The 21,585-nt window shown below is 49.3% G+C and carries 23 protein-coding genes, 7 tRNA genes and 1 rRNA gene; all 31 read right to left on the bottom strand.

All coding sequences use genetic code 11. From position 1 onward, the window contains the following. Positions 1–42: 42 nt before the first annotated feature. Positions 43–522, bottom strand: a complete 480-nt coding sequence (locus BLD48_RS14550) for a GNAT family N-acetyltransferase (RefSeq protein WP_071500852.1) — start codon at positions 520–522, stop codon at positions 43–45. A 63-nt stretch (positions 523–585) separates the two neighbouring features. After that, a complete protein-coding gene (locus tag BLD48_RS14545) occupies positions 586–1,947 on the bottom strand; it encodes a DUF4179 domain-containing protein (protein WP_071500851.1) in 1,362 nt (453 codons plus the stop codon). Beyond that, positions 1,922–2,464 carry a sigma-70 family RNA polymerase sigma factor gene (locus tag BLD48_RS14540; RefSeq protein ID WP_071500850.1) on the bottom strand — a complete coding sequence of 181 codons (543 nt, stop codon included), beginning with the start codon at positions 2,462–2,464 and terminating at the stop codon, positions 1,922–1,924. The genes BLD48_RS14545 and BLD48_RS14540 overlap by 26 nt, the downstream gene beginning before the upstream one ends. A 176-nt stretch (positions 2,465–2,640) precedes the next feature. Then, a complete protein-coding gene (locus BLD48_RS14535) occupies positions 2,641–3,612 on the bottom strand; it encodes a Gfo/Idh/MocA family protein (protein WP_071500849.1) in 972 nt (323 codons plus the stop codon). After that, positions 3,609–4,310 carry a YjjG family noncanonical pyrimidine nucleotidase gene (locus BLD48_RS14530; RefSeq protein WP_071500848.1) on the bottom strand — a complete coding sequence of 234 codons (702 nt, stop codon included), beginning with the start codon at positions 4,308–4,310 and terminating at the stop codon, positions 3,609–3,611. The genes BLD48_RS14535 and BLD48_RS14530 overlap by 4 nt, the downstream gene beginning before the upstream one ends. A 3-nt stretch (positions 4,311–4,313) precedes the next feature. After that, positions 4,314–4,784, bottom strand: coding sequence for a DMT family transporter (locus BLD48_RS14525; RefSeq protein WP_071500847.1), 471 nt, complete (start codon positions 4,782–4,784; stop codon positions 4,314–4,316). A 12-nt stretch (positions 4,785–4,796) separates the two neighbouring features. Further along, complete coding sequence (locus tag BLD48_RS14520; RefSeq protein ID WP_071500846.1) at positions 4,797–5,465, bottom strand: Crp/Fnr family transcriptional regulator; 669 nt, start codon at positions 5,463–5,465, stop codon at positions 4,797–4,799. A 12-nt stretch (positions 5,466–5,477) separates the two neighbouring features. After that, positions 5,478–5,903, bottom strand: a complete 426-nt coding sequence (locus BLD48_RS14515; protein WP_071500845.1) for a DMT family transporter — start codon at positions 5,901–5,903, stop codon at positions 5,478–5,480. Positions 5,904–6,041: 138 nt separating this feature from the next. Continuing rightward, positions 6,042–6,380, bottom strand: a complete 339-nt coding sequence (locus BLD48_RS14510; RefSeq protein WP_071500844.1) for a zinc ribbon domain-containing protein YjdM — start codon at positions 6,378–6,380, stop codon at positions 6,042–6,044. Between the two features lie 152 nt (positions 6,381–6,532). Then, positions 6,533–7,384, bottom strand: coding sequence for a PPK2 family polyphosphate kinase (locus BLD48_RS14505; RefSeq protein ID WP_071500843.1), 852 nt, complete (start codon positions 7,382–7,384; stop codon positions 6,533–6,535). Positions 7,385–7,482: 98 nt separating this feature from the next. Continuing rightward, entirely contained in the window at positions 7,483–8,472 is a 990-nt protein-coding gene (locus tag BLD48_RS14500; protein WP_071500842.1) for an NAD(P)/FAD-dependent oxidoreductase, read from the bottom strand. A 65-nt stretch (positions 8,473–8,537) separates the two neighbouring features. Next, positions 8,538–9,434: a phosphotransferase enzyme family protein gene (locus BLD48_RS14495; protein ID WP_071500841.1), complete on the bottom strand. Its 897-nt coding sequence runs from the start codon at positions 9,432–9,434 to the stop codon at positions 8,538–8,540. Then, a complete protein-coding gene (locus BLD48_RS14490; protein ID WP_071500840.1) occupies positions 9,431–9,913 on the bottom strand; it encodes a GNAT family N-acetyltransferase in 483 nt (160 codons plus the stop codon). Before BLD48_RS14490 ends, BLD48_RS14495 begins: the two co-directional genes overlap by 4 nt. Positions 9,914–9,926: 13 nt before the next feature. Further along, positions 9,927–10,487, bottom strand: coding sequence for an isochorismatase family protein (locus tag BLD48_RS14485; protein WP_071500839.1), 561 nt, complete (start codon positions 10,485–10,487; stop codon positions 9,927–9,929). Between the two features lie 585 nt (positions 10,488–11,072). Next, positions 11,073–11,651: a hypothetical protein gene (locus BLD48_RS14480; RefSeq protein ID WP_071500838.1), complete on the bottom strand. Its 579-nt coding sequence runs from the start codon at positions 11,649–11,651 to the stop codon at positions 11,073–11,075. Between the two features lie 4 nt (positions 11,652–11,655). After that, entirely contained in the window at positions 11,656–12,201 is a 546-nt protein-coding gene (locus BLD48_RS14475) for an Imm64 family immunity protein (RefSeq protein ID WP_071500837.1), read from the bottom strand. A gap of 94 nt (positions 12,202–12,295) precedes the next feature. Then, positions 12,296–14,092 (bottom strand): glutamine--fructose-6-phosphate transaminase (isomerizing), encoded by a 1,797-nt coding sequence (gene glmS / locus BLD48_RS14470; RefSeq protein ID WP_071500836.1) that lies wholly within the window; start codon positions 14,090–14,092, stop codon positions 12,296–12,298. A 625-nt stretch (positions 14,093–14,717) separates the two neighbouring features. Further along, the gene (glmM, locus tag BLD48_RS14465; protein WP_071500835.1) at positions 14,718–16,073 is read right to left on the bottom strand and encodes a phosphoglucosamine mutase; all 1,356 of its coding nucleotides are present in this window, start codon (positions 16,071–16,073) and stop codon (positions 14,718–14,720) included. Positions 16,074–16,102: 29 nt separating this feature from the next. Beyond that, on the bottom strand, positions 16,103–17,389 hold the full coding sequence (locus BLD48_RS14460) for a CdaR family protein (RefSeq protein WP_071500834.1): 1,287 nt from the start codon (positions 17,387–17,389) through the stop codon (positions 16,103–16,105). Then, on the bottom strand, positions 17,389–18,249 hold the full coding sequence (cdaA, locus tag BLD48_RS14455) for a diadenylate cyclase CdaA (protein ID WP_071500833.1): 861 nt from the start codon (positions 18,247–18,249) through the stop codon (positions 17,389–17,391). The genes BLD48_RS14460 and cdaA overlap by 1 nt, the downstream gene beginning before the upstream one ends. An 80-nt stretch (positions 18,250–18,329) precedes the next feature. Further along, positions 18,330–18,944 carry an anti-sigma factor gene (locus BLD48_RS14450; protein WP_071500832.1) on the bottom strand — a complete coding sequence of 205 codons (615 nt, stop codon included), beginning with the start codon at positions 18,942–18,944 and terminating at the stop codon, positions 18,330–18,332. A 16-nt stretch (positions 18,945–18,960) separates the two neighbouring features. Next, entirely contained in the window at positions 18,961–19,524 is a 564-nt protein-coding gene (gene sigW / locus BLD48_RS14445) for an RNA polymerase sigma factor SigW (protein WP_071500831.1), read from the bottom strand. Positions 19,525–19,651: 127 nt separating this feature from the next. Beyond that, positions 19,652–20,560, bottom strand: a complete 909-nt coding sequence (gene rocF / locus BLD48_RS14440) for an arginase (protein ID WP_071500830.1) — start codon at positions 20,558–20,560, stop codon at positions 19,652–19,654. Between the two features lie 216 nt (positions 20,561–20,776). After that, positions 20,777–20,852, bottom strand: a tRNA-Ala gene (locus BLD48_RS14435). Positions 20,853–20,861: 9 nt separating this feature from the next. Further along, positions 20,862–20,933: transfer RNA gene (locus tag BLD48_RS14430), tRNA-Gly, on the bottom strand. Positions 20,934–20,939: 6 nt separating this feature from the next. Then, positions 20,940–21,012 (bottom strand) — tRNA-Lys (locus BLD48_RS14425). 4 nt (positions 21,013–21,016) lie between these two features. Beyond that, positions 21,017–21,100 (bottom strand) — tRNA-Tyr (locus BLD48_RS14420). Between the two features lie 37 nt (positions 21,101–21,137). Then, positions 21,138–21,210 (bottom strand) — tRNA-Thr (locus BLD48_RS14415). Positions 21,211–21,220: 10 nt separating this feature from the next. Continuing rightward, a tRNA-Glu gene (locus BLD48_RS14410) sits at positions 21,221–21,295 on the bottom strand. 2 nt (positions 21,296–21,297) lie between these two features. Further along, positions 21,298–21,372, bottom strand: a tRNA-Asn gene (locus BLD48_RS14405). 16 nt (positions 21,373–21,388) lie between these two features. Next, positions 21,389–21,504: ribosomal RNA gene (gene rrf, locus BLD48_RS14400) — 5S ribosomal RNA — on the bottom strand. Between the last annotated feature and the right edge of the window lie 81 nt (positions 21,505–21,585).

The raw sequence follows: 21,585 nt of genomic DNA, 5'->3' as shown, positions 1-21,585 counted from the left end.
GCGGACACTAACATCCATCTCCCCTTTTCATATGATCCGCTTCTAAATCTGACTTCTGCGTTCCAGTAAAATCGTATCCCGCCAGACGCCGGCCAATTGTCCGATCCGTTCCCGCCGGCCGACTTCTCGGAAACCAAACCGTTGATGAAGCTTCAAACTTGCCGTGTTTTCCGGAAAGATTTGTGAGTGCAACGTCCAGATGCCAGCTGCTTCACTCGCTTCGATGACGGCCTGCATCAATGCGGTGCCGATTCCTTTACCACGTGCACCTTCATCAATATAAAGACTGACTTCCGCCACCCCCTGATAGGCGGGAATCGACGAAAACGGACTGATGGCGACCCATCCGAGCACCTTCCCGTCTTCTTCCGCCACCAGCCGGCTGTGCCTGTGGTGATTTGCATCCCAGTAGTCAAACGACGGCACTTCCGTTCGGAACGTCGCATTCTGAGTCTCGATTCCCTGTTTGTAAATCCGACCAACTTCCGGATAATCGGCTGCGGTCATTGCCCGTAAATTCATCATCTCCAACTCCTTGTTAAATCGATATCCATTTGGAGTTCGACGTCCGGTTCGGTTTTCCTGTTACTTGACCGTAAACGGAATCGGTTGCAGGGCCAGTGGTGTATTGATGACGGTATTGCTGTAGCCGGTTTCGAGATAATACTCTTCCTGCGGATGTTCGGATGGTTCCGGCAGGCGGAATGTCGACCGGAATGTCTGTTTTTCGGCATCAAGAACCGTGACTTTTGCTTTAATATCCTGACCGTTTGATGGTTCTGTTCCCTTCAGCAAATACATGGAGTTACGGATATCAAGCTTCGTATCAAATTGGGACGAGCGGGAATTCGTCGAAAATTCAACCACGACTTGTTCGGGTGTTGTCTCAATTGACGTGATGGCCATTTCGAGCGGATGCGTTTCCGACTGTTGACGGTACGGCAACGGCTCGGTTAACGGAATCGGTTGTGTCTCTAAATCAATTCGTAAAGAAGGCTGCAACAGATAACTCCCTTTTGGGATGACATAGTTACCGAGGATTAACCGCGACTGCTCGATGGCTGCCGTTTCGGTCTTCGTCCGTTTGACGGACGGAGTCGACTTTGTCCAGTTGTGAATGATTTCCTTGCCGGATGGATCGAGCAACGTCATCTCGACACGGGCGCGTTCTTTTTTCGGTGAACGTGTCGTGTAGTCGAACGATGTGCTGCCTTTGCCCTGAATCAACTTATCCAATGTGACTTCCGTTTGATAGGCTGGGTTTTTGACCGTTGTGCCATAAACTTGTTCGACGGCCGGAAGCCGCTTGACCGGGACGTTAAACGTCCAGTTTCCATTGACGCCGAAGACGTCCGTCAACACGACCGGAACCCGGATCGCATCTTGCAGTTTGGTTTCACCGAGCATATATTCAATTCGTCCTTGCCAAATACCGTTCACCTGCTTGAAATGAACCAGTTCCATGGTCTCCGTCCCGGCAAACCGTTTATCCCCTTTGAACAGTTCATATAATCCTGACCGGCGTTCCGGCTTCACATCCGGAACGCCGGTCGCTGTCAGATTCAGGCCGATTGTTGCCCCGTCGTAATAGGCATCAATGACTTGGATGTCGATCCCGTTGTCACTTACGATTTGATCGATTTTGGTTGCGAGTTGCTTCTGACTAATCGCGGTGCCGGTGTTTTCCTGTTCGAGGAACGGCCGATACATCTGACCGAGTAACGGGACTTTCGCCATTGCCGTCGCAAAGGACGGGATGACGAATGTCGATGTGATTAACAGTGACGCCGCAAGTCCCGTCGATACAACTAGACGTCGCAGGCGTTTCGGTCGTTTGATTTGTTGCTCCCGCTTTCCCTGCTCCATTCCTTGACGAATTCGCTCCTGTAAGACGGCATGCGGCACAGGAATCTGGTTATAGTCATTTTGAAGATCGTGCTTCGACATAATCAAGTCCTCCCAACTGTTTCTTCAATTCTTCCCGTCCCCGTTTGAGATACGTCTTGACCGTATTCAAGGTGATACCGATAAAAGAAGCAATCTCCTTCATCGGGACATCGTGAAAATAAAAGAGCACCAAAACATCCCGGTATTCTTTTCGCAGGTGCGACAACGCGTCAATCAAGTCCAGATGTTCTTCCCGCGAAGATTCCTTCACCGGAATCTCAATGAGATCCGCTACCGCTGTCTGTTGGTTCAGGACACGGTAACAGTTCCGAATCAGGATTTTCGTCAGCCAGGTCACGAAGTATTTGGGTTCCTTGACCTGTCCGATTGAAATGAAGGCCTTGTAGACCGTTTCCTGGACGACGTCGAGCGCATCCTGTTCGTTTTTGACATAGACGTAGGCCGTCCGGTAGAGCTGTTCACTATGTAGGAGAATCAATTGTTCAAATGCTGCCTCGTCTTGATTGATAGCACGCCGGACAAGCTCCGTGTGCTCCGTTCGTAAGTCCAATTCCATCCCCTCCTTTTACTGATTAGAGCACTCGGTAGTTTAAAAAGTTTCAAAAAATATCCATTCCACTAAAAAAGACCTTAGCGAGGCTAAGATCTTACTGCTTAAAACGTGTACCGGACCGCCATTTCTTTTCCAAAACGGTTGCCACGATTGATAACACTAAATCCTTCTCTTATTCGTTATCGGACGGTATCGAGAATATCTTGAATCAACTGCATCGTTTTGACGTTGTCTCGAAAATCGGAGTGGGATACGACATCGCCTTGAACCGCTGCTTGAAAATGTTGCATCTCGTCGACGAATCCGCGCAAATACAAATCTTTCATCCCACCGGACATCGTCGACATCGGGGATCGGTAACGAATCTGCCGTTCTTCGAGCTCCTGCCAGGATGTCGGTGCTTGTTTTTCCTCGATGATCAAGTGTTCCATTTCCTCGACTTGGCACACGGCCCGTTCAAAGCGCAGAGTCAGCTCCTCGACTTCTCTTGTGTAGAGCGGAGAGTTAATCAAGGTCACCTGTCCGACTGCCCCACTTGTCATCCGAAGTGACAGCTGAAGGTGCAGCTCACCGTCCGCTTCAAGCGACACACCGGTGATTTCCGCGACTTCGCCCGCCAAGAAGCGGATCAAATCGAGTTGATGAATCGCGGCGAGTGATAAAAAGTCGGCTCGGTCGTGACAGAAGCCGGACGCATCACACGCAAACCGTAATTCGAACGAACGAAGGTCGCCGTATGTGTTTTGGACCAACACTTGCTTCAGTTTCGTATAAACCGGTGCATAGCGTTTCATGAAGCCGACGCTTGTCACCTGATCCGTGACGAGTTCGGCCAGCTCTTCCGCCTGTTCAACCGATAAGCCGAGCGGCTTTTCGACGTAGACGGCACAGCCCGCTGCGAGGCATGACTTGACGACCTTGACTTGATCCGCCGGTTGAAGACAAATGATGACTGCATCCATCTGTTCCTCTGCAAGCATCTGCGTATAGTCTATATAGGCGCGGCCCGTACTGCCGATATCCCGTAACGCCCGTTCCGCACTTTCAAGACGGCGTGTCGTCACCGCAACGATCTCAAACGCGGCTTCCTTCATTGCCGGAAATAAGTTCGCCCGGGCATGGAACCCGGCACCAATCAACGCCACTCTCATCGGACTTCCTCCTTTGTTTCAAGTACGGTCACGAGCTGGTCGAGCCGCTCGATCGTATAGGTCGGCGTCAGTTCCACTGGAGCCTTGGCATGACCGGGATTAAACCAGCATGTCGCAATCCCTGCCGTGATACCGCCCTGGATGTCTGCCGTCAACGAGTCGCCGATGATCAACGTCTGATCGCGCGTCACGTCCGGTATCCGGTCAAAGACGTAATCAAAAAAGGCTGGCATCGGTTTTTGATACCCGGTTTCTTCCGAGACAAAAATTCCGTCAAAATAAGGTGCCAGACCGGATCCTTTGAGTCGTGCATGTTGCGTCGCCGCGACACCATTCGTCACGACATACAGCTGATACTTCCCTTTGAGCACATAGAGGAGTTCGATTGCTCCTTCGATTAATTCTGTTCCATGGCTTAAGTAGGTCCGGTATCGGGCATCAATTTGACTGCCGTCGACCGTCCGTCCTTGTTCGGCAAAAAACGTCACGAAACGTGACGTGATCGCTTCATTCCGTGTTACCTCTCCCCGTTCAAGTGCCTGCCACAAGGAGCGGTTTATCTTCCGGTAACGGGCTTCCCGTTCGTCCGTCCACTCGAGCTGTTCGTCTTTAAACAGTTGCCGCAACGCGGCACGTTCCGTCGCATCAAAATCAAGCAACGTATGATCGATATCAAATAACAATGTCGTGTAATTCATTTGTCAGGCTCCTTTTCGTAACATCCGTCGTTCGGTTAACTTGCCCCCGAGTTGGAACAATAAAACACCGCCGCCAATCAGGACAACCCCGACGGCTTTCGTCCACGTAAACGCGACTTGGTCGAGACCAAACCAACCGAGCGTGTCCCACAGTAAGGCAAACAGAATTTGTGAGACCATGACGATCGAAATCGCATAACTTGGTCCGAGTTGCTGGACCCCTTGCGTCACACACAAGACGACCCCAACCCCGATGATGCCGCTGAACCAAAACCATGGCTGCATCCCGTTCATTGAAAAGAGACCGCCCCCTTTAACAATCAGTCCAATCGTCAGTGAAGCGAGAAATCCAAGTCCCAGAACAAGCGTCGTCGTCGCCCATGCCCCGACCCGTTCCTTGACCTTGGCATTAAACGTATTTTGAATACAGACCATCATCCCGCCGAACAGGGCGAGGACTATTCCAAGCGTCATCTTGTTTCCTCCTCACTCATAGATACTTTCGCCAACCCGTTCCGTCAAGCCGTCCCGGTCCACGATCGTAATCGTCCGGTTTGTCCGTTCAATCAAGCCGTCCTGACTGAATTGCCGCAGGACACGGTTAAGGTGAGGGTAACTCGTGCCGATCAAATCCGCCGCGTCGACCAGATCACTGACCGGTAACGTCGGTATTTCCGGTGTCATCGACAACAGATAACTGGCGAGCCGGACTTCGACCGGATACAGCAGGTTAAAACTCATCGAATGCGACTTCAACTCAAATTTCATCGTAATCGTCTCCAGTAAAAAGCGGAGCAGTGCCGGATTATCGGCTCCGTTTTGCTCCAGTGCCGCATAGGAAATACTGACTGCCGTGACCGGTGTCACCGCTTCGACCGTATTCATCAACGGTGTCCGGCGAACATATTCGATGTCGCCGACCAAATCAAACGGATGCTTAAACGATAAGACGAGCCGTTTTCCGGTCGCTGACATATGGGTAATCTTCAGCTTCCCCTCGAGCAACAAGTACATCCGGTCCGCCGCGTCGCCTTGACGACACAGCCAGTCTCCGGCTTGAAAAGCAACCGGTTGTAAATGCTCCCGCAACCCGCCGGCAAACACTTCCGTCAATTGAAACCGCGCCAAGTACTCATCCAGTTGTGCTTGTTCCACGTTCTTTCCCCCTTACCATTTCAAGATCAGCACGCCGCCGATCATCATTAAAATCCCAATCACTTGCGGCATCTGCAACCGCCGTTTGATCATTCCGAACCAGCCGTTCCAATCGATCACCAGTGCCAGCCCGAGCTGGGCGATCAAAAATAAAGAAATCGTCAACGTCACACCCATCAAATGAACGGCTGTCATATTACTGAATAAGACGGCAGCGGCTAACGCACCACCGGATAAATAAAGCAGCTTGACCTCTTTCATCTGCCGGAACGTCCGGTCACGCAGGATGAAGGTAATCAATAAGGCGACGACAAAACCGGTCATCTGGGTCAATGTCGCCGCTTGCCACGTCCCGATGCTGTTACTGATTCGGGCATTGGCGACACTTTGGAGCGTCAGAAAAAAACCACCGCTAATTGCAAAAAGAATTCCACGCATCTTTGTCCCTCCTCTTCTTGATTTTCATACCTTTATTTAAACGAAGCCTTCCTGAATGATAAAGGACATTTGTCCTGAATGAAAAGTCATAACTTTCTCCATGAAAAACCGCCTCGTCGTCAGACGGGCGGTACAGGCTTAGATTTTCTTAACGAACTCCGATTTCAACTTCATCGCACCGAGTCCATCAATCTTACAATCGATGTCATGATCCCCGTCGACGAGACGGATTCCTTTAACGCGTGTCCCTTGTTTGACGACAAGCGACGTGCCCTTTACTTTTAAGTCCTTGATGACGGTGATCGTATCACCGTCGTTTAGTACATTTCCGTTCGCGTCGCGGATGACGTTGGTTTCTTCTGCCACTTCCGTATCGGCGGCCGTCCATTCATGGGCACACTCCGGGCACACCAATACATTGCCGTCTTCGTATGTATACGCTGAGCCACAGTTCGGACAGTTCGGGTATTCATTCATGCTGATTCCTCCAGTATTTGATCGATTCTTCCCTTTGATTATAACAGCGATCCTCCAAAAGAAATCCGTTTTTCCGCACGACAAAGGAGACAGATGTTAAAGTCTGTCTCCCGTTGTCATCTGAAAACTGACTGCTGCGTCAGTTCGCACACTTATTCATTTTCTAACTTTTTAATCGCTTCATCGAGTTTTTCCTGATCCTCGTCCGTCAGCTTCGGATACTGCGGATCGATCTCACGCAGGACGTCATTCATGACTTCCGTCACGATATACCGCGTGAACCACTCGTCGTCTGCCGGCAAGATATGCCACGGTGCATGTTCCGTTGACGTATGCGAGACGAGTTCGGCAAAGATATCCTGATACTCATCCCAGTGTTCCCGTTCTTCAACATCACTGAACGAAAACTCGAAGTTTTTCTTCGGGTCTTTGATCCGTTCGAGCAATCGTTTTTTCTGCTCGTCTTTTGAGACGTTAAAGAGAAACTTGACGACACGGAAGCCGTTTTCGACGAAATAGCGTTCAAAGTCATTGATTTGGCGGTAACGCATCTTCCAGACATCTTGATCGTCCGGCACTTCCTCTTCTTCGAGCAGATCATGAATCCGTGGTGCGATGACTTCTTCGTAATACGACCGGTTCAAGATACCGACTTCGCCTTTTTCCGGCAATCCTTCGTGGATCCGCCAGAGATAATCATGCTTTTGCTCCGTATCGGACGGTTTTTTGACGGAGAACGTACGCAATCCTTGAGCATTAAGGTTCGAGAAGATATAGCTGATGGCTTCATCTTTTCCGCCGGCATCAATCGCCTGCAAGATCACGAGGACTCCGTTTTTTTCTTCTGCATGCAGACGCCAATGCAATTCCTTTAATTCCTCGACACTTTTCGGGATATGCTGATCCAGTAGCTCGTCTTCTGCAATCCGGTTTTCATCCGACGTCGGATAATCCGATAATCGAATGGATTCCCCTGGCGTCACACGGTATTTTTTGATATTCATGGTAATCCCCCTCGTTTTTATGTACGTAAGGGATATTTACCCAAAGCATCTGAATCAGAAACGTTCAGATGAACTTATCTTTATCATAATCGCTGGGGCTAAACGTTCGTCAATTGTTTAAAATGGGTATCAAGCGCTGCTGCGACACGCAGACCAGAGATGACGGCACTCTCGACCCGTGTCCGTCCAGATGTATCCGCCGGGTCCAAGAAGGCATCTCCCGCGAGCCAAACAGGGTGCTGATCGAGCTTCAGATAAGGGGTATGGAAGACGTCCCGCGCCTGCGCATACCGCCAACGTTTCAGCTGTTTTGAAATTATTTTGACTGGTCCAAGTTGCTCCTGCAGCAACCGCTCGATTTCCGTAAGCGTCTTGTCTTCCCCTTTATCATACCAGGCTTCGCTCCAGTCACCTGCCATATAGACACTCAGGAGCGGAGTTGTCGAAACTTCTTTTTGGGCATTGTTGACGATTTTCAACATTCCGGATACGAGACCCTCGTCGAGCAGACCAACTTCGCCAATGTCGAATGCCTCTTGAAGCTCAAACAGCCCCACAAAAGTCGGCTCAAATGTCACTTTCCTGAGACGGGCGTGATCGGATTCAACAAGCGTCAGCGGTGATGCTTTAAGTAGATCATAGGCTTGCGGAACGGGGGCCGTCAGCAGGATTGCATCATACGTCCGTGTTTGTTCAGACGCGATGGTCTGAAGTCCCGGCACATCCGACACAATCCGTTCGACCTGTTCATTCAGGTGAACCGGAATCCCACGGGCAATCGATTGAACAAGCTGGTTCATCCCGTTGACCGCGATATAGCGTGGGAAATCATCTCCGAACCATTTTCGGATCAGTCCCTGTTCGAGCCATTCGTCGACTTCTTGCGCCAATTCATTCGTCCGGACCGTAAAGAAGACAGCCCCATGATCTGCTGTCCCTTGGTCAATACGTCTCGTCGCCATCCGTCCCCCGACACTTTGGCTTTTTTCGATGACCTCGACCGCATATCCCTCCGTCACCAGCTGACGTGCCGCAAAAATCCCGGCGAGTCCGCCACCGATAATCCCGATCCGTTTTTGTTGTTCCATCCAACTTCCCCCTCTACTTGCTTCATTTTTCCAAGTATAACGGTTTGCCGGTCAAACAACGTCTTTTAACGTTCTTCGAATATGCTCGTCCGTTCCAACTCGACCAGTACACGGGCATAGTTGTTATTGAAAAACTGTTGATGGTGCTCCAGTCCACGCTGGATGCACCAACCGATTCCCGTCAATGCTTCAAACAAACGGTAGTACGGCAAATAAACTTCAATCGGTTCCGGTGTCCGAATTTGTCCGTAGCATTGTTGATAGGCGTCAAGCAAGGCTTTTCCCCCTTGGAATACATCCCGGTCGAGTTTCGTAAAGTCGATCTCCGTCGCCCCGAAACGCGACGTCTCGAAATCAATCAGTCCGGCCAGTGACTCGCCGTCTGCGAGCAGATTGCCGAGTCGAAAATCCAGATGAACAGCAACGGGGTCTGACGGAGTTGGTAACTCACGTTCACGTCGCTTCAATTCTGTAAAGGCGGCTTGATAAAGAGCAGGTGACAAGACCTGTTGAATCGCCGGTTGGAACGAGGTCAATTTCGCGTTCCGAAAAACATGCCAGTCCTGCGAAGGAAACGCTGTAAATCCATCCTCGCTAAAATCGCCGTAGGCATCGCGTGTACAATTGTGGAGTGTTGCGTGCAACCGTCCGATTTGCGAGGCGAGCACCGGTGTGACCGTCTCAATCGTCGAACCGGCCAGTGCTTCGAGCACAAACGCACCCGTCGTCTGTTTGGTTGGTCGCGCCTCCATTAAAATCTTCGGCACAGCAACACGACTGGCTAAATACGTTAACCAACCGTGTTCCCGGTACCATTTGTCTGCCGTATACGGACGCTTTAAAAACACGGTCCGTCCGTCGCGCAGTAACAGCCGGTCGACGTCTGAACTGTAGGAATCGGTGACGGGAAAACTGTCTGCAACATCGAGGTCAAACCATTGGATCCATTCTTCCAGGGTCATACCGGATCCCCCAATCGTTTTTCGAAAATTTCGCCGGGCAACCCGTCAATTGGTCCCACATACGTCGAGTGGAATCCAAGATTCGTTAATATCTTTCGTGACGCCACGTGATTTGGATCAATCGTTGCCGTGACGACGGTCAATTCATGTTCCGTTGCCAGTTCGAGCAATCGTGAGGCGAGCAATGATCCATACCCATTGCCCCATTGTTCCGGTAATAACATATACCCGATTTCTGCTTCAAACGGTTGTCGTACGCTACGTGTGACATGACCGATGCCGATCCATGTTTCGTCCTGATAGACCACATACGTTCCGAGACGATCATGCCGTTGTCGTTCAATGATTGACGCAAACCGTCGTTTCGCTTCGCTTTCCGTTAAGGCGTGTTCCGTAATGTACCGCATGACCCGCTCATCCATGACGAGTGTCGCATAGGCGGGATAATCCGCTTCGTCCATCTTTCGCAGCTCAATCATGACTTCACTCCTTTTACATTCTATAGTGATCGTGGATCGGTTCAAACAACTTCTCCGTTGAAGGACGAACCATCGCAAAATGTTCGACATTGTAATGACCATGCAAGACCTGGTTGTGATGGGCAATCATCTGCTCTGCCGATAAAACATCGGAGCCGTTCGTCGTATGTCCGTCGGCGACTAACGTCACATCAAATCCGTTGACGGTTGCACTGCGGACAGCCGTATCGATGCAGTGTTCCGTCTTACAGCCGAGGATGACCACATGTTCGACCTGTTGCTCTTTCAGATGACTGAGCAACGGCGTGCCGTGAAACGAATTAGTTGCGGCTTTGTCGAACGTGACCGCCTGATCCGGAATCTGAATCGAGGAGTGCACCGCAAAGCCGGCTCCTTGTCCATTCGCGACATCAAGATCCCGGATGAAGACAATCGTATGATCATGATTGCGCGCTTCTTGCACCACTTGATTGATGACTCCGGTGACAGATTCCTTCGCATAAACAACGGATTCTTCGGGTGTCCCTTCGACAAGATCCTGTTGAAAATCGATAACGAGTACCGCTTGTCGCATTTGAATGTACCTCCTTTTAGTTTCTTTGATACTCTTTTCCCTTTCCCCCTGGAAAATCCTGTTTTTTATCAAAATTAGACGAGAATACTCCCACTTCTAAACGTTCAGGGCGAAACCCTAGTGCAAGTGGGAGATGAATCGTCTTCGGGCAAGGCGTGTCTTGCGACACGTTAATTGTCCGATACTCTTGGTTTGAAAATAATTAAAATCAGGAATAAAAAAAGAGTCATGTTCTTTGAAAACTGAAGATATAGGGTTGTGACAGGAAGTTCGTCTGTCACGTAAAATCTTCAACGTTCACCTTGCGGATGACCGAAGTAGCGAAAACCAAGCAGAGTAGGCATCCGTATAAAAGAAACGGACAAGATCAACGTTCAACCGTCGGGACGACGGGGTTAGCCTGATAAATTTCCGACCGCTAGATTGGATAACTCAGGAATCCTCCACCTCTTAGCGAAGCGTAGGTGGAGGTAGTTCAAGTATGGAATTGTTGCAAGGTCTAACCCAAAATGCCGTACTCCCTCTATCGGAAGTACGGTTTTTTTGTGCTGGTGATTTACTTTAGCCTAAAATCAAACATATTCTTCAAGAATGAACTCCCGGACGACGTAACCGATAATATTCTCCGATTCGGAACCCTACATACGAGGAATCCCACAAAATCGGATAGGCTGTCCGCTGATGTAAGTTCCAGTAACTGATAATCCGCTGCTCGATATGTGCCATATAGACATCATCGGTTTGAACAAAGGAAGACAGTTGCATCTCTGACCAGTTATGTAACATCGGTTCAATCCTCTCGAGAATCTCGTAGACGTATTCTCCGGTCAATTCAATCAGATAGGGCAACACCCAGTCCGCATCCGCCTGCTCTTCTTCCAGCCATCGCACGTATTTTTCACGGATATACCCATCATGATGGCGCGTGTACAAACAATACAGCAACCACCGTTGTTGTTTCGTCAACACTTGGATTTTTTCCTCCGGTACTTCCTCCAAGTACAGACGGGACGGCAGAATCAACTGTTCTTTCCCACATGCAATTTCAATTGTTCCCGAAGTCCTGGTTCTGAACAATCGGCGCGGCAAAAGACGGGTCACGAACCGCACATCAACCGCGCAGGACTGCGGAAAGGCTTGGGTCCAATTCCATTCTCTATTCATCTGCTCATTCCTCCTTTCCTCGCGCTGTCAGTCCATCAATTTTCCAACTGTTTTTCATCACTTCTTCTCCATGCCAATAGACGATGGCGTATCCGCTGTCTATTTGTTTCTTTTGTTTTGGATGAAGTTCGATTTCGCTATCGTAATCACAAAAGGCATATTGAAAGCAGGTCACATCGGTCAGCTGCTGTATGAACTGAATCGCGATGTCTTCTAGTCGATCGATTCCTACTTCTTCAAATCGCATTTCATTAAAGGAAAGAACAAAACCAAAAAACTGCTGTTCTTTTTGAATACTGATCCCAATCGGAATTTCTTTCGTTTCATGGCAAGCCGTTAGACAGATTGATACTTCACCATAGTAGTAACGAGTGAGTAGTGCACAATCCATCTCTTTTTGATGACTTTCCACCCACTTTTCCCCGTCTTCGTCTAAAGAAACGTGGGTGTGCAGTATTCGTGCCCCTTGCTGTTCAAGATGGTGAAGGAGTCGGCTTAATTCCTTCTCGATTTGGTTTGTTTCATCATAGACCAATCCGACACTGATCATTGTGAGAGATTCCCTCCCTCTTTTCCAACGTGTTCCGACATATTAAAAATACCCTTTCAGATATTTTCATCTGAAAGGGTATAGGATGAGTCAATTATTCAACTGTTACCGATTTCGCCAAGTTACGTGGCTTGTCGACGTCGCAATCACGACCGAGTGCCGCGTAGTAAGAGATCAACTGAAGCGGTAAGACAGACAAGAGTGGTGACAGGAGCGGCTCGACTGAAGGGATGACAAACGCATCCGTCGGCAATTCAAGACCTTCTGCTGCGATGACACACGCGTTAGCGCCACGTGCGACGACTTCCTTGACGTTGCCTCGGTTGTTGAGGTGAACGTGCGGTTGTGTCACGAGTGCGATGACCGGTGTGTTGTCTTCGATCAAAGCGATTGGTCCGTGTTTCAACTCGCCGCCTGCGTACCCTTCTGCTTGGATGTACGAAATTTCTTTGAGCTTGAGGGCTCCTTCCATTCCGACATACGCATCTTGACCACGACCGATGAAGAAGGCATTGCGTGATTCAGACAAGTATTCTGTAGCGATCTCTTGGAACCGTTCTTTTTGTGACATGACCGACTCCATCGCGCTTGAGATCTTCCCGAGTTCTTTCATGAGATCGAAGTTAACGGCGACACCTTTTGCTTGAGCGAGGTCAAACGCAAGGACTGCGAGCACAGCGATTTGTGCTGTGTATGCTTTTGTTGACGCCACGGCGATTTCAGGACCTGCATGCAACAAGAGCGTTGCGTTTGCTTCACGTGACAACGTTGATCCTGCGACGTTCGTGATTGTCAGTGCCGGGTGACCGAGTTTTTTCGCTTCGACGAGAACCGCACGGCTGTCCGCTGTTTCACCTGATTGTGACAGGAAGAGGAACAGTGGTTTCTCAGTCAAGAGTGGCATGTTGTAGCCGAACTCAGACGCGATGTGGACTTCTGTCGGAATACCTGCGATTTGTTCGATCAATTGTTTTCCGATCAATCCCGCGTGATAGCTTGTTCCGCAACCGATGATGTAGACACGGTCACGTCCAAGAACTAAATCACGAACCGATTGATCGAGTGTGATTTCACCTGACTCGTTTTGATATTTTTGAACGATGTTCCGGATGACAGCTGGCTGCTCATCCATTTCTTTGAGCATGTAGTGCGCGTACGTGCCTTTTTCGATATCAGATGCATCGATTTCTGCTGTATACGCGTCACGCTCTTTGACGTTTCCGTCTAAATCCTGAATCGTGACACTGTCACGCGTCAAGATGATCATTTCGCCGTCATACAACTCAACGAACTGATCCGTTACTTGAAGCATTGCCATCGCGTCAGATGCAACAACGTTGAACGTACCGTCACCGAGACCAACAAGAAGTGGTGATTTATTTTTTGCGACGTACAAGACATCCGGGTTCTCTGCATCGATTAAAGCGAGTGCATACGAACCGTGAAGCACACGAAGTGTTTGACGGAATGCTTCTGTCACGTCACCTGTCGTTTCAAAGTTCTTTTCAATCATCTGAACGATGACTTCTGTGTCCGTGTCGCTGAGTAAATCGACATTGAGTTCTGCTTTTAACTGCTCATCGTTTTCGATGACACCGTTATGCACAAGTGTGAAACGTGATGACGCACTTTGGTGTGGATGGGCATTCGGTACACTTGGGACACCATGTGTTGCCCAACGTGTGTGACCGATCCCAACAAGACCATCTGCTTCTGCAGGAACGACTTCGCGTAGCGCGGCGATGCGGCCAACTTCCTTATGGACTTGAACGCCGTCGTTGACGAACGCAAGACCAGCCGAATCATAACCACGGTACTCGAGTTTTTCGAGTCCTTTTAATAAAATTTCCTTTGTGTTCACTTGTCCGATCATACCTACGATACCGCACATAATTCATTCTCTCCCATTTACAAGTATTTCCCTGAAGAGGAAACGGCTCTTGTCGAGAGTTGTCATCACGCATCTGCCTGTCCGTCTAATCACTTAAACGATTTCAGATGAATTTACGGTACTGACATGGTACCGGGAGGCATCCGCCGAATGATTCGATAAACCCCCACCTCGTCAGCTCACTATCACATAGTCAGCCCTGGCGCTTTCATTTCTGTCCGACCCCGTTTCTGTCCGACTTTACAATCATACGAACTTTATTTAGAAAAAGCAAGAAAGGTAACGTATTTGTAACTATTCCCGATATTTTTCTAAACGATACCTCTAATACCTAGATTTTGTAAAAAACTCTTTTTTTATTTTTGCTCTGCTTTTTTGTCTTTTGTCTTTTGTCTGTTTGATGATGCTTTTTTATCATGTGACACAGAAATGCTTTTTTCATGCGACTTCTACAGGAAAAGGAAGCTCCGCTTCCGTCAGGAACAGGCAAGACCCGGTTGTCAAAGACGACAGCTAGCTTGCGTTCCGCCTGAGAAAAGCGCATGAAAAAAGCATTTCGTCATAGTCAGCCTGAAAATCCTTCCAACAAAAAAGGAGCAGATTTTCATCTACTCCTTTCGTTCACTCAGTTTTCTTGCAACGCGTAGTTTTCACGAACAACGTTTGCGATCCGCTCAACATACATGTCACACGCTTCTTGTGTTGGTGCTTCCGCCATGACACGGACGAGTGGTTCTGTCCCTGACGCGCGGACGAGGATCCGACCGTTGCCTGCCATTTCCGCTTCTACTTCAGCAATGATTGCTTGAACAGCCGGACCGTTCATCGCACCATTTTTATCCGATACGCGAATGTTGACGAGGCGTTGCGGGAAGACCGGCATCTCTGCTGCGAGTTCCGACAATTTCTTGCCTGTCGCCTTCATGATTTGCAAGAGCTGGACGCCTGAGAGCATCCCGTCCCCTGTCGTTGAATAATCCATGAAGATGATGTGACCCGACTGTTCGCCGCCGAGTGTGTAGTTGTTTTTTCGCATTTCTTCGACGACATACCGGTCACCGACCGCTGTCTGTAGCGCTGTCATGCCGTGTGCTTCAACTGTTTTGTGGAAGCCAAGATTACTCATGACCGTCGCGACAATCGTATTGTCTTTTAAACGGCCGATTTCGTTGAGGTATTTTCCACAGATGAACATGATTTTATCGCCATCGACGATTTCACCGTTCTCATCGATCGCAATCAAACGGTCACCGTCGCCGTCAAACGACAGACCGACGTGTGCACCTTTTTCAAGGACGAATGCTGCCAGGTGTTCCGGATGTGTTGAACCGACACCTTCGTTGATGTTGAGACCGTTTGGTGTTGTACCAATCGTCGAGACTTCCGCTTCCAAGTCACCGAACAGACGTGGTGCGAGACTTGATGTCGCCCCGTGTGCTCCGTCGATTGCGACATGGATGCCTGAGAAATCTTCATCCGATGTCTGACGTAACATATGGAGGTATTTTTGTGCCCCTTCATAGTAATCATGAACGAATCCAAGTTCTTTGCCTGACGGACGTGGTAATGTATCTTCCACTTCGTCCAGTAATCCTTCGATTTCAAGTTCCGTTGCGTCATCGAGCTTAAAGCCGTCTGATCCGAAGAACTTGATCCCGTTATCTTCAACCGGGTTATGCGACGCGGAAATCATGACGCCCGCTGTCGCGTCCATTGTTTTCGTCAAATAGGCGACGCCGGGTGTCGAGATGACACCAAGACGCATGACTTCTGCTCCGATCGATAGGAGTCCTGCAATCAACGCACTCTCGAGCATTTGTCCAGAGACACGTGTATCGCGACCAATTAAAACTTTCGGACGTGTACTTTCGTGTTTCGTTAAGACATACCCACCTATCCGACCAAGACGATATGCCAGTTCAGGTGTCAATTCTACGTTTGCGACGCCGCGGACGCCGTCAGTTCCAAAATACTTACCCATGTTCTATTTCCTCATTTCACAAAGTTGATTTAATTGGTTTGGACCGATGTCCGGGGAATCGCTTTCAGTGTGATATCCATATGATCCGGACGCAAGACGTCAAAGGCTTTCGACGTCTGGTACGAAATTGGTAATCCGTGTGTTCCTTCTTTTAAGCCGGTCACATCGATGACCGCTTTGATATCCGTTGCATCGATCGACGCAAGATCGGCTTCATTGCCACGGACGACAAGATCAATCGTCTGTTCATAGTCGATTGTATACTTTGCCTCGTCAAATCCGTTCAATGTGACCGGAATACCAGAAATCGTTTTTTCAGCTCGATCTTCGACCGTTTCCGTCGTCGCTTTGGCATTTTCCTTTTCGACGACGATGCTGACCGTGATCGATGTTGGTTCCATGGCTGTCACGTTATCCGGTTCGACCAGTTTGACCGTCTGATCCACCGTCTTCGTTAAGCCTTTTAAGGAGACCGCTTCCGTATTGACGGAACCAATCCGGGATAATTCTTCTTTTGTTCCGTATAACCGCGCTTCCGTGATGACGGGAACGATTTTGACGACTTTATACCCCTTTTTGACGGCATCTGTCGTCTCGACATTGATCGGGACGGTTTTGCTTTCTTTATAGACCGGCACCGTGACATCCAGTTGTTCCGGGTCATAGGTCGCGCTGATCGCATTTCCGTTCGTATCCGTTGCTTTGACATTAAACGATTCCGTAAAGGTCTCCGCCCGGCCCGTTACATCGATTGGAACTTGAATCGCCGTGATGGCTTGAAGTTTTTCTGCTCCGCCCGTCACAGAAACCGTTTGCCGCGTCGGCTGTGCTTCGCCGACGACATATCCTTCGGCAATCTTGTTTTTATTTAAGAGTGCGACTTGGACCGGGACTTCTTTTGTGACTTTTTTATCAAGAAAGACTTCAATCGTTTCCTGTTTTGGAGTCACTTCGACATCCTTGCCAAATCCATTCGCCGCTAAACGGACACGATGATACCCGGGATCAAGTCCCGTCAAATCAATCGATAGATCAAAGTCTTTGACGAGCCGGAGCATCGTCAAACTACTGGACGGTCCTTTGACCGTCGTTTCAATCATTTCTGGAATATTATAGGCGACCCACTGCGTTTCATCATAATTGACGGTCACCGGTACGTCAAACTTCGCTGACCCTTGACCGGCAATCGGCAACAGACTTGCGGCATCACTTTTGACGGTCGAATTGGTTCCTGCCACCATCAAATACAGCATGATAGCGAGCAAGACGGCAACGATCCGCAGGAACCAACGTTCATTGAACCATTTTTCGAACATTATTTTTTCGCCCCCATCCAGTTCAAGAAGGAAGTATTCGTCGGTTCGACTTTGACGATCGTCTCAAGCAGCTTCGTCCGGAGCGATTCTTCATCGAGTTCTCGGTACAGACGACCATTGATGGCAAGTGAGACACTACCTGTTTCTTCCGATACGACCAGTGTGACACTGTCCGTCACTTCACTGACACCGATGGCTGCCCGGTGGCGTGTGCCAAGATCCTTAGAGATATGCGCACTCTCAGAAAGCGGTAAGTAGCAAGCTGCTGCTGCGAGTTTCCCTTGTTGGACGATGACCGCTCCGTCATGGAGTGGTGTGTTCGGGATGAACAGGTTGATCAGCAGTTGACTCGTGATTTGTGAACCGAGCGGAATGCCCGTTTCGACATATTCACTGAGCCCCGTCTCCCGCTCGATCGTGACCAGTGCCCCGATTCGGCGTTTTGACATGTACTGAGCGGAAGACACTAATGCATCAACGATTCGGACTTGTTCGTCCTCGTCGCTGATGGCGCTGCGCGAGAAAAATTTACTCGTCCGTCCGAGGTGTTCGAGTCCCCGGCGTAACTCCGGCTGGAAGATGATGATGATTCCGAGCAGGCCGTACGTAATGATTTGGTTCAGCAGAAATTGTAACGTCTTCAGTCCGAAGAATCCGCTTAAGAACCAGCTGATCAAAATGACGGAAATCCCTTTGATCAATTGGACTGCTTTTGTGCCTTTGACAATAATCATCAGACGGTAAATGACGAATGTCACGACCGCGATATCGATCACATCATTAATATAATCGTACCAATGTACGTTTTCTCCCAGTTTCAACAATTGAAATTGAAGTGGTTGCCAGTTGAAGTAATTCACCAACCGTGCCCCCTATCTCATCTGATTTAAACAGCTTTCATTATAGCACAAAGGGACGAGTTAGACTCGCCCCACCTGACTCATTCAAAGATTCGTTTAATTCCGTACCAGACGCGTTCAAACAGCTGATCGATCTGCTTGATCTCTCCCGTGACGTTTCCGGCGCTTGCTGTGTAGGCTTTTCCGTCTACCGTCGTCACGTTCCCGTTGACTTTCCCTTCGATGCGGACGTTTCCACCCTCGACGTAGAGGTCTTGGTCGACCGTGACTCCTTCCGGTACGACGACTTCGCCATTTTCAGCAACGATTCCAGGGACGTTCGTATAGGACAAGTCCTTTTCTTCCTGCGTCAAGTATCCACCGAGACTGCCGACGGATAACAGCATGAAGACAGACGCGGCAGCCAGTAACGGATACTGTTTCATCTTCCCGCCAAAGCGAGATGATGAGCGAAGCGGAGTTACATTCGGATGTTCCACCTGTTCGGGCAATTGTGCCAGCACGCGGGATGTAAAGTCCGCCGAAAGCTTGGGTGCTGGAAGCGTGCGTAACTGTGCATCGAGGAGCCGATACTCTTCGAACTCGTTCATCGCATCCGCTTCCCGTAACTCCGCTTCAAGTCGTTTGAAGTCTTCTGGGGGTTGATTCTGATCTAAATAATCCTGTATCCGTTCGTACACTTTTTCTCGTGTCATGGTGAGTGCCTCCTTCTCATCGTTTCCCAAAATGCTTTTTCAATGCTTCCCGTCCACGATGAATTCTAGTTTTGACAGTAGCAACAGGTAAATCAATCAGCTCGCTGATTTCTTTGAGCGATAAATCTTCAATGTATTTCAAGACAAGCGGAATCCGGTATTTTTCCGGTAAACCGGCAATCGCTTCCCCAACGTTTTGCCGTTGTTCAGAATCAATCACTTGATCTTCGGGGAGCTGGTCCTTACTTTCCAACTGGGAGTACAAAGTCAGTCCTTCTGTTCCTGACATTTCAGCATCAAGCGAATAGTCGGGACGTTTTTTTCGCAGTCGATCAATCGAGACATTCGTCACGATTCGGTACAACCACGTTCGGAACTTCCATTGGGCATTGTAAGAGTCAATTTTCGTAAATACCCGAATAAAGGCTTCCTGTGTCGCATCTTCTGCTTCCATCCGGTCACGTAGGACACGGAATGCAACTAGAAAAGCACCTTCTTTATATAGATCAACAAGTGCCGCGAATGCGTCACGGTCTCCTTGCTTCACCCGTTCAATCAAACGTAGTGTTGTTTCTTCCACTTTCAAATACCCCCCGCTCTATGCGGTCAATCTCTTATACGGAGTCGACCCACATAATGTTTCATCTCAATTTAAATTGTAACAAAAAAAACTTGAACTCTGACGAAAAGAGTTCAAGTTCCATCCATTATTTTACTAAACGGTAGTTACGCATATACTGGAGTAAGTTTCCAATCAATTCGTTGGCAAGGAGTGCCGTCCCGTTTCCTTCTTCCAACAACGGATTGACTTCGACGAATTCGGCTGCGATGAAGTCATCTTGTTCTGCACAATGACGTAAGACCGTTTTCGCGTCATCCAGTAGAATTCCGTCTGCGACACGTGTCCCTGTCCCTTCGACCAGACTCGGATCGAGACCATCCATGTCGAAGCTGAGATAAAATGCATCGGTCGTCTCTTTCAGATAGGCGATCGCTTCTTCCATGATCGCGTCCATTCCCCGTGTCCGAATCGCTTCCATATCGTAGACACGGATTCCAAGACGATCAATCAATTCCTGTTCCCCTGCATCGACATCCCGTAAGCCGATGAACACAAGGTGTTCCGGCTGCAGTTTGACGTCACTGCCACCAATCTCCGTTAAACGTTGATGCCCTTCCCCTAATGCGACGGCAAGCGGCATCCCGTGAATGTTTCCTGATGGTGACGTATCGGGTGTGTTTAAATCACCATGCGCATCAAACCAGATGACTCCAAGACGTGGTACGACTTGTTGGAGCCCGGCAATCGTTCCGATCGCCATGCTGTGATCGCCGCCGACAAGTAATGGAAAACGTTGCTCCGTCAGCGTATCACGAACGATTAAATGTAAATCGTTTGTCGTATGGACAACACCTTCCAGGCGTTTTAGTTGCGGATTTTCTTCCCGGACTGCATCTTCTGACAAGACAGCCGCTTCCCCGTAGCGGACCGCTTCTTGACCGTTTAATGCAAGTGTCTCAAGTAACCCCGCTTGTTCGACAGCAGCCGGCCCCTGTTCCGTCCCCGGTTTTCCTTGACCATAACGATACGGTACGCTGATATATGCAATGTTCATCACGTATTCCCCTTTACTCAGTAAGTTACCTTAATTGTAAGCGGTAACAAGCGAGTGGTTCAACTCGACATGATGACGCATGATTATACAGAACACCAACAAAAAAGCACCGTGAGTAAACTCACAGTGCTTTCGCGTACGTACTTTAAGTGCAGGCATTTCAAGTATAAAAAAACTTAAGACGAACGAAACTCGCTTAAGATCTTTAAGCAAAATTGGTGGAGCCTAGCGGGATCGAACCGCTGACCTCCTGCGTGCAAGGCAGGCGCTCTCCCAGCTGAGCTAAGGCCCCTCAAAAAAAAGCGGAAGACGGGATTCGAACCCGCGACCCCGACCTTGGCAAGGTCGTATTCTACCACTGAACTACTTCCGCAAAATATGAGCCATGCAGGATTCGAACCTGCGACCCTCTGATTAAAAGTCAGATGCTCTACCAACTGAGCTAATGGCTCGACATGGTGGGGGGGGGCGGATTCGAACCGCCGAACCCGAGGGAGCGGATTTACAGTCCGCCGCGTTTAGCCACTTCGCTACCCCCCCAGTTTGTCTAGGAACTTATACAATTGAAAAAAAACAGTGCCGGCAACAGGAGTCGAACCCGCGACCTACTGATTACAAGTCAGTTGCTCTACCAGCTGAGCTACACCGGCAAAAAAGAAATGGTGACCCGTACGGGAATCGAACCCGTGATACCGCCGTGAAAGGGCGGTGTCTTAACCGCTTGACCAACGGGCCATTGGCTCCGCAAGTAGGATTTGAACCTACGACCTACCGGTTAACAGCCGGTTGCTCTACCACTGAGCTATTGCGGAATAAATAAAATAAATGGCCTGGCAACGTCCTATCCTCGCAGGGGGAAGCCCCCAACTACTTTCGGCGTTCAAGTGCTTAACTTCCGTGTTCGGCATGGGAACGGGTGTGACCACTTGGCTATCGTCACCAGACGACAGGGCTCGCGCCCTCAAAACTGAAGTCATCAACAAGATCATCTGCTAGAACAAGGCCTCGACCGATTAGTATCACTC

Source organism: Exiguobacterium sp. KRL4 (assembly GCF_001870785.1).
Taxonomy (GTDB): Bacteria; Bacillota; Bacilli; order Exiguobacteriales; family Exiguobacteriaceae; genus Exiguobacterium_A.
This window is presented reverse-complemented; position numbering and strand designations above follow the sequence as displayed.

Bases quoted from the DNA above. Each gene is read 5' to 3' on its own strand.
- BLD48_RS14550 (WP_071500852.1), bottom strand. From the start codon at position 522: ATGAATTTACGGGCAATGACCGCAGCCGATTATCCGGAAGTTGGTCGG.
- BLD48_RS14545 (WP_071500851.1), bottom strand. From the start codon at position 1,947: ATGTCGAAGCACGATCTTCAAAATGACTATAACCAGATTCCTGTGCCG.
- BLD48_RS14540 (WP_071500850.1), bottom strand. From the start codon at position 2,464: ATGGAATTGGACTTACGAACGGAGCACACGGAGCTTGTCCGGCGTGCT.
- BLD48_RS14535 (WP_071500849.1), bottom strand. From the start codon at position 3,612: ATGAGAGTGGCGTTGATTGGTGCCGGGTTCCATGCCCGGGCGAACTTA.
- BLD48_RS14530 (WP_071500848.1), bottom strand. From the start codon at position 4,310: ATGAATTACACGACATTGTTATTTGATATCGATCATACGTTGCTTGAT.
- BLD48_RS14525 (WP_071500847.1), bottom strand. From the start codon at position 4,784: ATGACGCTTGGAATAGTCCTCGCCCTGTTCGGCGGGATGATGGTCTGT.
- BLD48_RS14515 (WP_071500845.1), bottom strand. From the start codon at position 5,903: ATGCGTGGAATTCTTTTTGCAATTAGCGGTGGTTTTTTTCTGACGCTC.
- BLD48_RS14510 (WP_071500844.1), bottom strand. From the start codon at position 6,380: ATGAATGAATACCCGAACTGTCCGAACTGTGGCTCAGCGTATACATAC.
- BLD48_RS14505 (WP_071500843.1), bottom strand. From the start codon at position 7,384: ATGAATATCAAAAAATACCGTGTGACGCCAGGGGAATCCATTCGATTA.
- BLD48_RS14500 (WP_071500842.1), bottom strand. From the start codon at position 8,472: ATGGAACAACAAAAACGGATCGGGATTATCGGTGGCGGACTCGCCGGG.
- BLD48_RS14495 (WP_071500841.1), bottom strand. From the start codon at position 9,434: ATGACCCTGGAAGAATGGATCCAATGGTTTGACCTCGATGTTGCAGAC.
- BLD48_RS14490 (WP_071500840.1), bottom strand. From the start codon at position 9,913: ATGATTGAGCTGCGAAAGATGGACGAAGCGGATTATCCCGCCTATGCG.
- BLD48_RS14485 (WP_071500839.1), bottom strand. From the start codon at position 10,487: ATGCGACAAGCGGTACTCGTTATCGATTTTCAACAGGATCTTGTCGAA.
- BLD48_RS14480 (WP_071500838.1), bottom strand. From the start codon at position 11,651: ATGAATAGAGAATGGAATTGGACCCAAGCCTTTCCGCAGTCCTGCGCG.
- BLD48_RS14475 (WP_071500837.1), bottom strand. From the start codon at position 12,201: ATGATCAGTGTCGGATTGGTCTATGATGAAACAAACCAAATCGAGAAG.
- glmS (WP_071500836.1), bottom strand. From the start codon at position 14,092: ATGTGCGGTATCGTAGGTATGATCGGACAAGTGAACACAAAGGAAATT.
- glmM (WP_071500835.1), bottom strand. From the start codon at position 16,073: ATGGGTAAGTATTTTGGAACTGACGGCGTCCGCGGCGTCGCAAACGTA.
- BLD48_RS14460 (WP_071500834.1), bottom strand. From the start codon at position 17,389: ATGTTCGAAAAATGGTTCAATGAACGTTGGTTCCTGCGGATCGTTGCC.
- BLD48_RS14450 (WP_071500832.1), bottom strand. From the start codon at position 18,944: ATGACACGAGAAAAAGTGTACGAACGGATACAGGATTATTTAGATCAG.
- rocF (WP_071500830.1), bottom strand. From the start codon at position 20,560: ATGAACATTGCATATATCAGCGTACCGTATCGTTATGGTCAAGGAAAA.